Origin of the sequence: Nemorincola caseinilytica (assembly GCF_039540515.1) — a bacterium.
Classification (GTDB): domain Bacteria; phylum Bacteroidota; class Bacteroidia; order Chitinophagales; family Chitinophagaceae; genus Nemorincola; species Nemorincola caseinilytica.
The window spans coordinates 292,597-306,412 of record NZ_BAABFA010000008.1 but is presented as its reverse complement, the minus strand read 5'-3'; the positions used below and the strand labels follow the sequence as shown (position 1 = coordinate 306,412).

Below are 13,816 nucleotides of genomic sequence, written 5' to 3'. Positions count from 1 at the left end.
CTTATAAACATCCATTTTTCTCACATTTCCATTAGCTTTTGATACTTGGTTCCGGCACAGATCTCCGGCTCGCATTTTACTCATATGCTAATTTTGTGCCAAAATCATATAATGCTCATTTTCAACAAAATGAACATTATAAAATAAAAATAAAATCCATTAAAAAGACAAGATCTCCACAAAACGGAATGCAGATCAAGTCTCTATGAATGAAAACAGGTAGCTTCTCAGCTACCCTTACAAAAAATATGAATTATGTATCTCTCTCAGTTTTTTTTACCAGTTGTTCACGTTCACTTTGCTGGCGCCTGCCGTAGGTGTGGTATATACAGGTATGGTACCATATGCCGTATCGGACGCGATACCGAAATTGTTGGTGGCCATATACCCGAACACGGCAGTACCCATATACCCCTCGGCCGGCTGAAATTTCAGGCTCCTTGCCTGCGACAGGGTAAGGGTGCGGCCCTCGCCCACAGGCATATAGCCTGTGCCATTGTAGTAATGCAGTATACCGCTGGCTATTGCCGGTACGGTCACTATCTTATATTCCACTACCACGCCACCATTGTTCAGCTCGTCAGCGTTCAGTGCAGGTATGCTCACCGGACCCATTCCTTTTATGTTGTTCACGGCGGCCCTCACTACATCATTGGCTATAGGCGCCAGCACATTCGATACCTGGAAGAAACCCGGCACTGCCAGCACACCCAGCTCGCTCCCAAATACCGAGTAGCCATATACCACCGTACCATTGGCCAGCCCAAGGTCGGCATAGCGGATGAAGACGCCATTCATACCCTCTTTCAGCGATAGCTGTGCGGGGTCTATATGCAATACCTGTGTATAGCCCGATGGGTTGTCTGCACCATCCAGGGTCTTTATCACTGCCACGCTGAATGTACGCGTCACATCTTTGCTCAGTACCACAAAACCTTCCTGCGTATTCGCTACTACTGTATGGCCAACGCGCACTATATGGTCCAGTCGGGTACCATTCTGCTCATGCTTTCCGGTTCTTATCTGCCCGTTCGCAACATTCCTGTGTGCATAGGTCTTGCCCCCGGTCACGAACGAGCTAAGGCTGGCCGAATTGCTGCTCATATACACAGGACTCTGCACCTGTATACCCACCTGTGCAAAACCTGCCTGCGCCGAAAGCAACAATGCTACCGGCATCAGCATGGCCACCACTTTTGCAACTACCTTGTGTTTATAAGAGAATATCGCTGGCATCGACCATATTATTTTCAAGATAGCATTACCAAAGTATATGCCAATAGATCAATTTTGTGTTTTTGAATTATTTATACATAATATAATAAACTAACTATTCCATCAAAAGGATAGATATTCCAAAATATGGGATCGGATGTGGCCCCCGAAAAGCGCAAGGGCGAACGATGGTTTATAATATCGGGAATTTCGTAAGCCTGCTATCCGTACACACCCATATCGGAAATACGGTTTGCGTACCTTTGCGCCCACTCCAATGAAGCGGCCGTATACTATAGCACTGGTGGGCAACCCCAACAGCGGGAAAAGCTCGCTTTTCAACTCGCTTACGGGGCTGAACCAGAAAGTGGGCAACTTTCCCGGTGTAACGGTAGATAAGAAAACAGGTATCTCTGCCATTTCCGACACGCTGCGCGCCAGCATCATAGATCTTCCCGGCACCTACAGCCTGTACCCCAAAAGCGCCGACGAGCAGGTAAGCTGCGAAGTACTGCTGAACAGGGAAGCCACAGAGCGGCCCGATATGATATTGGTGATAGCCGACGCATCGAACCTGAAGCGCAACCTCCTTTTCTGCTCGCAGATAATGGACCTGAAGATACCCGTGGTCATAGCCCTCACCATGATGGACATAGCCCGCGAAAAGGGCATGACCATAGATACGGCAGAGCTGCAACGGCTGATGGGTGTACCTGTGATACCCATAAACCCCCGCGCCAATAAAGGCATTGCCCAGCTAAAGAAAACGATAGAAGAGGTACACCGGAACCCCGTGCAGAACCGCCAGTACTTTACCGATATACCCGCGCTGCACACCCCATGGATAGCCGATATACAAGAGCTGTGCGGGCAAGCCAGCGGTTATGCGGCCTTTCATATAGCATGCAGCTACAGCACCCTGCATTACCTGAATGCCGCGCAGCGCATACGCATAGGCGCCATACTGGGCGAGACGGGTTTTCACAGGTCGCGCCTGCAGGCCGAGGAGATAGTGCTGCGCTACCGCCGCATAGATGCCATCATACAGCAGTGCGTGGTCACCGATAGTCCCATGCGCAAAATGCTCATCAGCGACCGCATAGACAAGACCCTGCTGCACCCCTTATGGGGCAATATCATACTGCTCATAGTGCTGTTCCTGCTGTTCCAGTCCATCTTCTGGCTGGCACAGTACCCTATGAACTGGATAGAGGCCCTTTTTGCTATGGCAGGCAATGCCACAGCACAGGTGCTGCCACCCGGCTACCTTAGCGACCTGGTAGTGAATGGCATCATAGCCGGCCTGGGCGGTATAGCCATCTTCGTTCCGCAGATAATGATACTGTTCGGCCTCATTACCATACTGGAGGACAGTGGCTACATGGCCCGCATCAGCTTCCTTACCGATCGCATCATGCGCAGCGCCGGGCTCAATGGCCGCTCTGTAATGCCCCTTATCAGCGGCATGGCCTGCGCGGTACCTGCCGTGATGGCCGCCCGCACTATACAGAACCGTAAGGAGCGCATCATCACCATACTCGTTACCCCGCTTATGAGCTGCTCGGCCAGGCTGCCGGTATATACTATGCTCATTGGCCTGGTCATACCACAGCACAGGCTGGGCATCTTCAACCTGCAGGGCCTGGTGCTCATGGGCCTCTACCTGCTGGGCTTTGTGATGGCCCTCATAGTGGCCCGCGTCATGGACCTGCTTATAAAGGCCAAAGAGCGCAACTTCTTCCTTATGGAACTGCCCGTATACCGCGCCCCGCGCTGGAAGAACGTAGGCATCACCATGATAGAGAAGGGCCGCATATTCATACGCGATGTGGGCAAGGTCATCATGGTGCTCTCTCTCATACTGTGGGCCCTGGCGGCCTTCGGTCCTCCCGGCCGCATGCAGGCCGTAGAGAGAAGGTACGAGGCGCTTATAGCACAGGCGCCCGAGGCACAGAAACAGGAGCTGCAACAGCAAATGGCCACCGAAAAACTGGAACATTCCTTTGCAGGCATCATGGGCCACGGTATAGAGCCTGTTATCGCTCCGCTCGGCTACGACTGGAAGATAGGTATAGCCCTAATCACATCTTTTGCCGCGCGCGAGGTCTTTGTAGGTACCATGGCCACGCTCTATAGCGTAGGCAATACCGATGACACCAAGACCCTCACCGAAAAAATGCGCGATGCACGCCGCCCGGATGGCTCACCTGTGTACACATTGGCCACAGGCCTTTCCCTGCTTATCTTCTATGCCTTCGCCATGCAGTGCATGAGCACACTTGCAGCCGTAAAGCGCGAGACCCGCTCGTGGAAATACCCCGCCCTGCAATTCGTATACATGGGCCTGCTGGCCTATGTAGGCGCCTTTATCGTTTACAATATCTTCAGGTAAAAAGAAACGACCGGCATGCCGGTCGTTGAAGTAAGATATAACAGAACTTTTTTGTTCTTCTCAGAGACGTCTACGCCTGTTTGAAGTGCTTTTTGAACATCCCTATCAGGTCTGTCTCTATGAACTTGCTGGCTAGCTGTATCATATTGCAAAATGCGGGTGCATGCGATATACCATGACCTATGATCACAGGACTGTTGATACCCAGTACAGGTGTTCCACCATAGGTCTCGAAGTTGAATGTATCCAGGAAATCATCCTGTACGCCCCTCTGTACTTTCAATATATCGTACACGCTTTCCGCCATCTTTATGATCACGTTCCCTACAAATCCCTCGCACACTATCACATCTACCTTATCGTAGAACACATCCCTGCCTTCTATGTTACCCGCAAAGTTGATACCCGATGCCTCTTTCAGCAGTGGGTAGGTGGCCTGGGCCAGTATATTGCCCTTGCCCTCTTCTTCGCCTATGTTCATCAATCCCACCTTGGGGCTTTCTACGCCCAGCACATGGTGGGAATAGATAGAACCCAGCTGGGCGAACTGTACCATATGCTCGGGCTTGCAATCGGCATTGATACCGGCATCCAGCAGGCAACTAAATTTGCCATCTATCCGCGGAATGGGTGCTGCTATCGTAGGGCGCAGCACACCTTCTATCGCTTTTACCGAGTACATGGCGCCAACAAGCATAGCGCCGGTGTTGCCGGCGCTTATGAATGCATCTGCCATGCCCTTTTGCATCATGCCAAAGCCCACAGCAATGCTGGAACCTGGCTTTTCTTTCAGCGCCTTGGTGGGATGCTCATGCATGCCTATCACCTCGCGCGCTTCTACAAAAGTATAGCGGTGAGAATATTTCTCTATTAGCGGAAGATAGGGCGCAGCAGCATCCGGATCACCAATAAGCAGCACATGCACCGGTGCATCGGGCATCTGCTCAAAGTACGACTGCACTCCCTTAATGGCTTCAGCGGGTGCGTGATCGCCCCCCATAATATCAAGGCCTATCTTCATGGGGTGAAAATAGTAAATTATTGATCAGTTTCACCCTCGGCTGCAGGAGCTTCTGCTACAGGAGCTTTGTCCACTACCACCCTACCGCGGTAGTAAAGCTTACCTTCTACCCAGTGTGCGCGGTGACGCAGATGCGTTTCGCCCGTCGTCTGGTCCAGGCTCCATGTTTCTGCAGTGGCCTTGTAGTGTGTCCTGCGCTTTGCGCCCCTTTGCTGCGAGTGCCGTCTTTTAGGATTAGGCATTTTACTTTATTTATATGGTTAAACTATTACTTTCTTACTTACTTTTTGTTCCCTTCCCCGTGTCCTTTTTGCCTTTCAGCGCTTCCAATCCTTTCCACAAAGGGTTGTCGGCCTTTGCCTCTCCCTCCGAAAGCCGGTCCAGCAGCCTCAGTGCTTCGGGGTTGCATCCCGCATCGCCATCGGGTCTGTCGGGGTGTATGCGCTGCAACGGCACACTCAGCATCATGAACTCATACAGCCATGCGCTGATATCTATGACTGTTTCGCTGCGCGGAATGAACACCACATCGTCCTCATCATCGGGCATATGCTCATCATCGCCACCGGTCAGCTTTATCAGCAGGTCGAACTCGTCCCACAATCTCAGCTCCAGATCGTCTCCGCAGCGGTCGCAGGCTACCGTCACTTTGCCATCTATGTCGAAGTTCAGCATGAAAAAGTTCTCATGCTTGTCGAACCCCAGGGTAATGCGCGCATTCCAATTGCGGAATTCGGTACCCGCCTCACGCTCCTGCATAAAACGATCGTCTATATCGTATATGTAGGTGTGTGGTCCGGGCTTTAGGCCCTGCCAGGCTATCTCGAACTCCCAGTTGTGCTTCATCCCCTTACCCCTCTACCCAACGGCCCATATAGGACCATTATTTTAACCCCATCAACGATGGGTCGGGTAAAACGGGCTGCAAATGTAGTGAAAATTATCGATGATCACATCAATTTATTTCGCTTTACCAAAAAAGCGTGCAATACTTCCTCCACAGGTCGGCTCAGGTCGGCTTCTATTCTGTCTATATGGTACTGGTGGCAGCGCTGCTCTACCATCAGCCTGAAATTGCGCATTTTTTCTATATATTCATCCCTTATCTGCTGCGGTTGCAGTTTCACGCGCTCCCCGCTCTCCATATCCACGAATTCATAGGGCCTGTTCTCGAACTCGAAGTTCACCTCCTGCGCCCCATCCACTACATGGAACAGTATCACCTCATGCTTGTTGTACCGCAGGTGCTGCAGGGCCGAGAAAAGCTCTTCCACGTTCTCCGCATCATCCATCATATCGCTGAATATCACCACCAGCGACCGTTTGTGCATCTGCTCTGCCACCACATGCAGGGCCTTGGCCGCATTCGTTGTCTTATTGTCGGTGTTCAGGTCCAGTGTACGCTGCAGCTCGTTCATCAGCATGCGGTAGTGGCTGTGCGCCGACCGGCATTCGCTCATATAGTACACCTCCTGGTCGAAGAGGGTGAGCCCGCAGGCATCCAATTGGCGTTTCATCAGTTGCAGCAGGCTGGCCGCCGCCACACAGGCAAATTGCAGCTTGCTGATCCTTTCCCCCTCCTTCGGGTACTGCATCGATGATGATGTATCTATCACCAGGCCGCAGCGCAGGTTGGTCTCCTCCTCAAATCGCTTTACGAACAGCTTGTCGGTACGCCCATACACACGCCAATCTATATGGCGTAGCGGGTCGCCCTGGTTATACAGCCTGTGCTCGGCAAATTCTACCGAAAAGCCATGAAAAGGGCTCTTATGCAGCCCCAGTATGAAACCCTCCACCACCTGCCGGGCTATAAGTTCCAGGTTCTCGTTCAACGGTCTTTGCAGCAGCAATGGTACAAGTTTTAGTTACCGGCAAATATAGGGGGAAAGAGACATCTATCTTGTTATAATTCACACTTCTGGCGTACCTCGCCATGAACATCTATAGTATCTTCATAACTTCGGTATAACACATAGAGATGATCTACGCCGAACTAGAACACATCAATTTTGACCGATGCCATGTGCGCACTATATAGTTTTTCATCCTGATCATGCAAGGCAAAGTGTAAAAGTGAATGCAACTACATTAGTTGCTGGTCATTTGAATACAGCATGGATAGGTGATGTTTACGTTGATGCAATAGGGAATGGTAATGAAGACCCATATGTCTTTCACGATCCTTGGCTATATTCATACTGCCACGCATCGCAATTAAGGAGAAATATACGTCCCGACAGTTTTCTACAAAAAGGTTCTGTAATGATATTTGTTAGTGGACAAGAAGCCAACAATGATAGACTTACGATAGATACGTTCTTTGTAGTTGGCGATATACAAAAATGGAATGGTCAGGATAGCCCCGAATTACCAGCTAAGTTTTCTGATCATCATAACAATTCAGGATCAGCATTATGGCAAAGACACTTTAAGTTTCCTTTTGAAGGCTCCCATATTCGCGTTTCCCATACCTACGAAGCAGAGCAATGGGTGTATGGCAAGGAGCTTTTCTCATTCTTACCATTATCTGCTAATGGTGGCAGAACAACTATTCAGTTCGACAATATTGATGTAGCATTAAGGAACAAGATCAAGAGTAAAGTAAAAGGCAAATACCCTGTTCTGTTGGAAGATGCAGATCTGAAGATATTGACAGCTCTGATCGAAACCAATACGGTTACTAAGGTCTTGAAAGATATTGTTTTCCTATCCGCTCGTCCTCGTCTGTGACAAGGATACAACGGCAGTGCGTTTGCAACGCACGAAACTCCCCGCCCTCCCCACTGGCGCGAGAGTTAGCGCAGCGCTCTCGTGCCTCACACAGATCAGCCGGTCTGCGATCGGCCGAAAACAGAAGGTCTTCTGCAAAAAGCCCCGACAATATCCTATTTTTGCCCCATGCAATTGAAACCAGGTAAAGGTCTCGGAGACATCACGTTCGGCATGCTGCCCGCCACTGTAGAAAAGCTGCTGGGCAAGCCCGACCGTATATTCGTAGTAGACGATGAAGAGGAGGAATTCATATACCAGTACAACGAACTGCGTACCATGTACACCTTCTACAAGCACGAAAAAGACCGCCTGGGCTACATCCGTTCGTCCAACCCTGCCATCACCTATAATGGCGCTCTCCTGCTCGATCAGCCTATAAAAGATGTTCTGGACGGCCCTATGAAGGACATAAAGAAGTGGCAGGCCGAGAAATACGACTTCTTCGACACATACATGAACGAGAAGAGCTGGATAGTGCTGAACGTAGAGTACGACCGTATAGCCGACATAGAGGTAGGCGTACCACTGGATGGCGATGAGGTATATGTATGGCTATAAGGCACCGTAAAAAGGACCGACAAGATCCTGCAGAACATAACAACGCATTACCTCTCCTCGGGGGAGCCTGCCTACCGCAGGCAGGGCCAGGAGGGGTTTTGTCTGTCAGGTGACAATACCATTGATCGTCAATGCACGATACATCGTACCTTTGCACCTCGAAACACGGTCCCTGCCACAAAACGGGACCAACATAATATGCTGGATACGATAGAAGCGGCCCTTGAGGACCTGAGACAGGGAAAACTACTGATAGTGGTAGACGACGAGGATAGGGAAAATGAGGGCGATTTCATTACCGCCGCCCGCAATGTGACACCCGAGGTCATCAATTTCATGTCGAAACATGGCCGTGGCCTTATTTGTGCCCCCATCACCGAGGAGCGTTGCAACGAGCTGAAGCTCAACCTGATGGTAGAGAACAATACCGTACTGCACCAGACTCCCTTTACCGTATCGGTAGACCTCATAGGTCATGGCTGCACCACGGGCATATCTGCCCACGACCGCGCCCGCACCGTACAGGCCCTCATAGACCCCGCTACCACGCCCGAGGACCTGGGTCGTCCCGGCCATATATTCCCCCTTCGTGCAAAGAACGAGGGTGTGCTGCGCCGCACCGGCCATACCGAGGCCACTGTAGACCTGGCCCGGCTGGCAGGCTTCGAGCCCGCTGGTGTGCTGGTAGAGATAATGAACGATGACGGCACTATGGCACGCATGCCACAACTGCAGGAAATAGCTAAAAAGTTCGACCTCAAGATCATTTCTATAAAAGACCTTATCTCCTACCGTCTCATGAAGGAGACGCTCATCAAGGAGGAAGTAAGGGTACACATGCCTACCCGCCATGGCAACTTCGAGCTGGTGGCCTTCCGCCAGACCAATACCGGCGAAATGCACCTGGCCCTTATAAAGGGCGAGTGGGAAAAGGACGAGCCCGTACTGGTACGCGTACACAGTTCCTGCTTCACCGGCGATATACTGCATTCCCTGCGCTGCGACTGTGGCGAGCAACTGGAGGCTGCCATGAAAATGGTAGAAGAGGCCGGTAAGGGCGTAGTGCTGTACATGAACCAGGAAGGCCGTGGTATAGGTCTTATGAACAAGCTGAAGGCCTACAAGCTGCAGGAAGAAGGTAAGGACACCGTAGAGGCCAATCTGGCCCTGGGCTTTAAGAACGATCAGCGCGACTATGGCGTTGGCGCCCAGATACTGCGCCACCTCGGCGTTTCCAAGATGCGCCTTATGAGCAACAATCCGCGCAAGCGTGCGGGTATGCTGGGCTATGGGCTGGAAATAGTAGAGAATGTGCCTATAGAGGTATGCCCCAACGAGCATAACGAGTTCTACCTGCAGACCAAGCGCGACAAGCTGGGCCACGATATCCTGAAGCAACACTAACGTCAGGCGCCTGCCTGTGCAGCTATCTGCGGGGGCACGTCCAGCCCCATGGCTCTCATTTCCTTTATGTGGGTCCTGGCCTTGTCTATGTGCCCTAGCTCCATGTATAGCAGCAGCAGGTTGTTGTGTGCCATCATATTGCCCTGCGCTCTTCGCAGAAAACGCTCCAGCACATTGATGGCACCCTGCTTATCGCCCTTCTCCATGTATACACGCGCCAGGTAAAAGTCGCACTGTACATAGTCCGATATTTCCTTTTCTACCAGCAGGTATTTTTCCGATGCCAGTACAGAGTCTTTGCGCTGCAGCACCTCTGCCATATAGTAGTTCAGGTATTTCTCCCTGGGGTCTAGCCTATATGCCTTGCGGAACAATTCTTCCGACCGTGCGAACTCTGTCTTCTCCAGCCTTGCCGCCAGCATCATATTGGCATATGCCGAATTGGGAGATGTCTCTGCCGCCTGTGTCCAGAACGATAGCGGATCGGCAAAATGCTGCTGGTGCCTGTTGTTATATGCCCCAAAGAAAACACATACTGCCACCCATATCATTGTCAGCCTGCGCGGTTCCAGCTTATTGGCCAGCAGTATCGTTTGCGGCAGCAACAGCAGCATACCCATCATGGGCAGGTACAGCCTGTGCTCAAAGGTCTGTTTGTTCAGCTTTTCGGGCACCAGCAGGGCCGGCATCAGGAAGAGCAGCATTATTATCAGTGCTGCTGCTACGGCCTTCTCATTGCGGCCCTTGTTCAGCAGCACTACTGCCACCATCAGCACAATGGCCACTATGCCATACCACAGCACAGTGTCCTGCTGCATAGGAAATACGCTCAGGTTGAAGGGCAGCCACATCTTGCCTATGTACTGCACCAGCACGGGCAGCCTGCGCACAAGGTCGCCCATGGCATCGGCCGTTCCTATGCCCGATGCCGCTGTGGTAGCTGCCGCACGCGCGCCATACCATATCACAAAGCATACGGCCCATACTATATACTGGGTCACCAGCGGCTTTTCGTTCCACCGCCTGCCCATGTACAGCACCAGTAGCGCCAGCATGGCCGGCGCAGCGAACACAGCCGTCTCCTTGGTAAAATATGCACACAGCAGCCATATGCCCGATAGTATCAAATCCACCGGCCTGTTACTACCCACATACCTTATGGCATACTGCATGAACAACAGCACGAACACGGCCAGCATGGTATCGTTACGCCCGGGTATCCAGGCCACGGCCTGTGTAAGCACGGGATGTACGGCAAATACCAGCGCCAGCAGAAAGCCATGCAGCCGCTTTACACCCAGCATCACCGTAAGCCGGTAGAAGAGCAGCACCGCACCCATATGCAGCAGTATATTCACCAGGTGATACCCGGCCGGCTCATCGCCTGTGGCCTGGTAGTTCAGTATCATGGCATCAGAGAACAGCGGACGGTAATAAGGGTCCTTCGTAGCATCGAAAAGACCACGGGTAAATGCCTTGAGCAGGTTCCCTGTATCCTCGTTATATGCCCTGAACTCCCTTATGAATATGGTATCATCCAGCTCGGTAAAACCCAGCGAGAACGAAGGAAAATAGATCGCCACCACCGCCAGTACCAGCAGCAGCATGGGATATGGTATACCGAAGGGTCTGCGCTCTGCAGCAGGTGTTGCCTGCACAAGCTTTGCAGGTTGCGGAGGGGTTCGTTGCTTATTCTGGTTCTTGCTCACAGGTACAACAAATATATCACGGAACATCCATAAGCACAAGAAAGCCGGTGATCATCAGACCACCGGCTTTCCCATATTTTCTATGTATGCCTTATTACTTGGCTACAGTTATACGCGCGCTGTGCCTGTTACCGTCTTTGGTCACGGCGGTCAGCATATATATACCTGCAGGCTGGTCTATCACTACATTGGTAGCAGTGTTAGAAGGTACAATGAACTCCTGTACTTTCTGGCCTGTTACATTGGTCAGTATCATCACCACATCTTCCCTTACGCCCGATGTCAGGTTCACTGTAAGTGCGCCCTGCGTAGGGTTGGGGAATATGCTCAGGCTGGCCGTACCGGCACCTACCGACCTCACATCGCTGGTGCCGGGCAGGTGAACGGTAAATGTCTTAGAGCGTGTACCGCAGCCATTGGTCTTGGTATAGGTAAAGACAGAAGTACCTGTATCCAGCACCACGAAGAAACCATAACCTATCAGCGGAGCCATACCTGGGTTGCTGCTGGTGAAGGTACCGCCTGTAGGTGTAGCGCCAAGTGTGTAGTAACCACCCAGTGCTATAGAGCCGGGGCCTGTAAGAGTTATCACCGGTGCTTCATTCACATATACTGCCTTGAATACGCGAGACCTGCCGAAGGCTGTGGTCACATAGTAGTCTATAGTGTCTTTACCTGCTTCTACACCTGTCACTACACCGCCGCTTGTTACAGTGGCTAGTGTGTCATGACGGCTCACCCATGTACCACCTGCTACAGAAGGGGTCAGGGTTATCATACCGCCTGTACATACCGTATCAGGACCGCTAAGTGTACCAGGTGAAGGAAGAGGGCCTACATGCAACACTATAGAAGAGACTGTAGTGCCGCAAGTGTTGGTCACGGTATACCTTATAAATGCCGAACCTGTGGCCTCGCCATGTACCATGCCGCTGCTGGAGCCAATGGTGGCAACAACGAAATTGGTAGATGTCCATACACCACCGGGAACTATATTGGTAAGCAGGAGGTTCGAATCGATACCCACACTGTCGTTGCCGCCTATGGGGGCAGCAGGTATGTCTACTGTTATGGTATGCGTAGCTACACTTGCCCCGCAGCTATTGCTCTGGTAGTAAGATATCACCGATGTACCTATGCCTATACCTGTTACATTGCCCGAAGTGCTTACCACCGCTACGCTGGTATTACCGCTTATCCACATGCCGCCTGTTGCAGTTGCGGTCAGCGTTGTCCAGCTACCGGCACATACTGCCGATGCACCGCTGATGGTACCTGCGGCCAGCAGAGATTCTACTTCTACTACTGCCTGTACGGTCACAGTATTACATGCATTGGTCATAGAGTAGGTTATGGTATCTATACCGGCAGAACCGCCTGTGAGCACACCTGCAGCAGATATAGTGCTGTGCGGCACCACATCGGTAGACCATGTGTGTGTACCTATCACGTTGGCGTTCGTCAGTGTTATGCTGTTACCTATACATACCTGGTCAGGGCCCATTATCGGGTAAGGCACCATCGCCGAGTCTACCCTTATCCGGGCCGACTCTGAAGAAATACCGCAGGTGTTCGTCACAGTGTATACAGCGGTATCTATACCGAAGTCCACACCGGTCACAACACCGGCAGCATCTATGGTCGATATCGTAGGATGCAGGGTGCTCCATGTACCACCGGCCACCGCATTGGCCAGCGCTATGGTGCCGCCCTCGCATACAGGCATTGCGCCCGTTATGAAAGCTGCAGTGGTATCTACCGTCAGTATAGCGGCGGCAGATGTGTCCATACCACTTGTATTGATCACTACACAGCGGTAGCGATAGCCGTTCAGGGACATATCGGCTGTTACACGCAGTGTATCGTTGTAAGTACCGAGATATACGCTACCGTCTGCTGTGGTATCCCAACTGGTACCACCATCGTTAGAGTATTCCCACATAAAGGTAAGCGGTGCCGTGCCGGTAGCGGCAACGTGGAACCATGCATGGTCTGCAGAGCAGGCAGTGTCTGCGACAGGGTCTGTAGTCACCACTGGCACCTGCGCTTTCGCCGTTATGGCAAAAAAGCTACAGCAGAGTGCAAGTAGGCTTGATAAGTAAACACTTCTTTTCATGTTTCTGTTGTTTAAAGTACCTTAAGTATTAAATAATTGTTAGCCCCGGCAGCAGTGGTCTACCGGAAAGCAATAGCAAGATCTGGCAAATCTAATGATTTCGTTCCGAATTTCAATATCGCTATATGAGGGGCATTCATATAAAATACCCTGCAATACGAATAGAAAAGGAAGGAAATGTGAACTATATCATTTCCCCGGCGCCATCGCCTTTTTCAGGCTGTCTATCTTCATATCCACTTTTATACCATCCTCGGGGTCTTCCAGGTGGTCCTCCAGTTCCTTGGTCACTATCAGGGTACCGGTCTTTAGACCATCGCCGAAGACCACCAGCGCTGCCTGCCCGGCCTTTATGGCCGCGGCCTGCATCTTATCGGGTGTTTCGTGATAAAAGCGTGGCGAACCCACCAGTAGTTTCAGTTGCTCATTATCGTCTACCCGTGTCTGCACGGTAGACAGGTTGGGTATGATGGTAGGTATGGTATCATTGTATCTATGCACCTGTCCCATATCCAGCTTTTTTCCCTCGCAAGAGATCAAAACCAGCGATACCAGCGGCAATATTGCGAAACGCTTCATGATGGAGTATTTTCTGCATCTACAAGATAGGCATACCTATCCATAAA

12 protein-coding genes are annotated in these 13,816 nt (G+C 51.4%); 4 read left to right on the top strand and 8 right to left on the bottom strand.

Annotation, left to right across the window (positions count from 1 at the left end; translation table 11 throughout):
- Positions 1-276: 276 nt before the first annotated feature.
- Positions 277-1,236: a hypothetical protein gene (locus ABD843_RS06285; RefSeq protein WP_345080167.1), complete on the bottom strand. Its 960-nt coding sequence runs from the start codon at positions 1,234-1,236 to the stop codon at positions 277-279.
- Positions 1,237-1,492: 256 nt separating this feature from the next.
- Between ABD843_RS06285 and feoB the strand changes: the two genes are divergently transcribed.
- Entirely contained in the window at positions 1,493-3,607 is a 2,115-nt protein-coding gene (feoB, locus tag ABD843_RS06280; RefSeq protein WP_345080165.1) for a ferrous iron transport protein B, read from the top strand.
- Between the two features lie 70 nt (positions 3,608-3,677).
- On the opposite strand, the gene plsX is transcribed toward feoB, so the two are convergent.
- The 4 genes from plsX to ABD843_RS06260 form a co-directional block, all read right to left on the bottom strand.
- On the bottom strand, positions 3,678-4,628 hold the full coding sequence (gene plsX / locus ABD843_RS06275; RefSeq protein WP_345080163.1) for a phosphate acyltransferase PlsX: 951 nt from the start codon (positions 4,626-4,628) through the stop codon (positions 3,678-3,680).
- Between the two features lie 17 nt (positions 4,629-4,645).
- Positions 4,646-4,870 carry a 50S ribosomal protein L32 gene (gene rpmF, locus ABD843_RS06270; RefSeq protein ID WP_345080161.1) on the bottom strand — a complete coding sequence of 75 codons (225 nt, stop codon included), beginning with the start codon at positions 4,868-4,870 and terminating at the stop codon, positions 4,646-4,648.
- 34 nt (positions 4,871-4,904) lie between these two features.
- The gene (locus tag ABD843_RS06265) at positions 4,905-5,474 is read right to left on the bottom strand and encodes a YceD family protein (RefSeq protein ID WP_345080158.1); all 570 of its coding nucleotides are present in this window, start codon (positions 5,472-5,474) and stop codon (positions 4,905-4,907) included.
- Positions 5,475-5,578: 104 nt separating this feature from the next.
- Complete coding sequence (locus ABD843_RS06260; RefSeq protein ID WP_345080155.1) at positions 5,579-6,481, bottom strand: DUF58 domain-containing protein; 903 nt, start codon at positions 6,479-6,481, stop codon at positions 5,579-5,581.
- A gap of 223 nt (positions 6,482-6,704) precedes the next feature.
- Here ABD843_RS06260 and ABD843_RS06255 point away from each other — a divergent pair, with 223 nt between their 5' ends.
- From ABD843_RS06255 to ABD843_RS06245, 3 genes are all read left to right on the top strand, one after another.
- Positions 6,705-7,361, top strand: a complete 657-nt coding sequence (locus ABD843_RS06255; protein WP_345080152.1) for a hypothetical protein — start codon at positions 6,705-6,707, stop codon at positions 7,359-7,361.
- A 168-nt stretch (positions 7,362-7,529) separates the two neighbouring features.
- Positions 7,530-7,961 carry a hypothetical protein gene (locus ABD843_RS06250; RefSeq protein WP_345080150.1) on the top strand — a complete coding sequence of 144 codons (432 nt, stop codon included), beginning with the start codon at positions 7,530-7,532 and terminating at the stop codon, positions 7,959-7,961.
- Between the two features lie 24 nt (positions 7,962-7,985).
- Complete coding sequence (locus ABD843_RS06245; RefSeq protein WP_425575680.1) at positions 7,986-9,365, top strand: bifunctional 3,4-dihydroxy-2-butanone-4-phosphate synthase/GTP cyclohydrolase II; 1,380 nt, start codon at positions 7,986-7,988, stop codon at positions 9,363-9,365.
- Between the two features lie 2 nt (positions 9,366-9,367).
- Here the strand turns inward: ABD843_RS06245 and ABD843_RS06240 are convergent, their stop codons facing one another.
- The 3 genes from ABD843_RS06240 to ABD843_RS06230 all read right to left on the bottom strand — a co-directional run bounded on the left by ABD843_RS06240 (position 9,368) and on the right by ABD843_RS06230 (position 13,769).
- On the bottom strand, positions 9,368-11,074 hold the full coding sequence (locus ABD843_RS06240) for a glycosyltransferase family 39 protein (protein ID WP_345080147.1): 1,707 nt from the start codon (positions 11,072-11,074) through the stop codon (positions 9,368-9,370).
- A gap of 94 nt (positions 11,075-11,168) precedes the next feature.
- Positions 11,169-13,190 carry a T9SS type A sorting domain-containing protein gene (locus ABD843_RS06235; RefSeq protein WP_345080144.1) on the bottom strand — a complete coding sequence of 674 codons (2,022 nt, stop codon included), beginning with the start codon at positions 13,188-13,190 and terminating at the stop codon, positions 11,169-11,171.
- A gap of 189 nt (positions 13,191-13,379) precedes the next feature.
- The gene (locus ABD843_RS06230; protein ID WP_345080141.1) at positions 13,380-13,769 is read right to left on the bottom strand and encodes a hypothetical protein; all 390 of its coding nucleotides are present in this window, start codon (positions 13,767-13,769) and stop codon (positions 13,380-13,382) included.
- Positions 13,770-13,816 lie beyond the last annotated feature (47 nt).

Bases quoted from the DNA above. Each gene is read 5' to 3' on its own strand.
- ABD843_RS06250 (WP_345080150.1), top strand. From the start codon at position 7,530: ATGCAATTGAAACCAGGTAAAGGTCTCGGAGACATCACGTTCGGCATG.
- ABD843_RS06230 (WP_345080141.1), bottom strand. From the start codon at position 13,769: ATGAAGCGTTTCGCAATATTGCCGCTGGTATCGCTGGTTTTGATCTCT.
- ABD843_RS06265 (WP_345080158.1), bottom strand. From the start codon at position 5,474: ATGAAGCACAACTGGGAGTTCGAGATAGCCTGGCAGGGCCTAAAGCCC.
- plsX (WP_345080163.1), bottom strand. From the start codon at position 4,628: ATGAAGATAGGCCTTGATATTATGGGGGGCGATCACGCACCCGCTGAA.
- ABD843_RS06285 (WP_345080167.1), bottom strand. From the start codon at position 1,236: ATGCCAGCGATATTCTCTTATAAACACAAGGTAGTTGCAAAAGTGGTG.
- rpmF (WP_345080161.1), bottom strand. From the start codon at position 4,870: ATGCCTAATCCTAAAAGACGGCACTCGCAGCAAAGGGGCGCAAAGCGC.
- ABD843_RS06235 (WP_345080144.1), bottom strand. From the start codon at position 13,190: ATGAAAAGAAGTGTTTACTTATCAAGCCTACTTGCACTCTGCTGTAGC.
- feoB (WP_345080165.1), top strand. From the start codon at position 1,493: ATGAAGCGGCCGTATACTATAGCACTGGTGGGCAACCCCAACAGCGGG.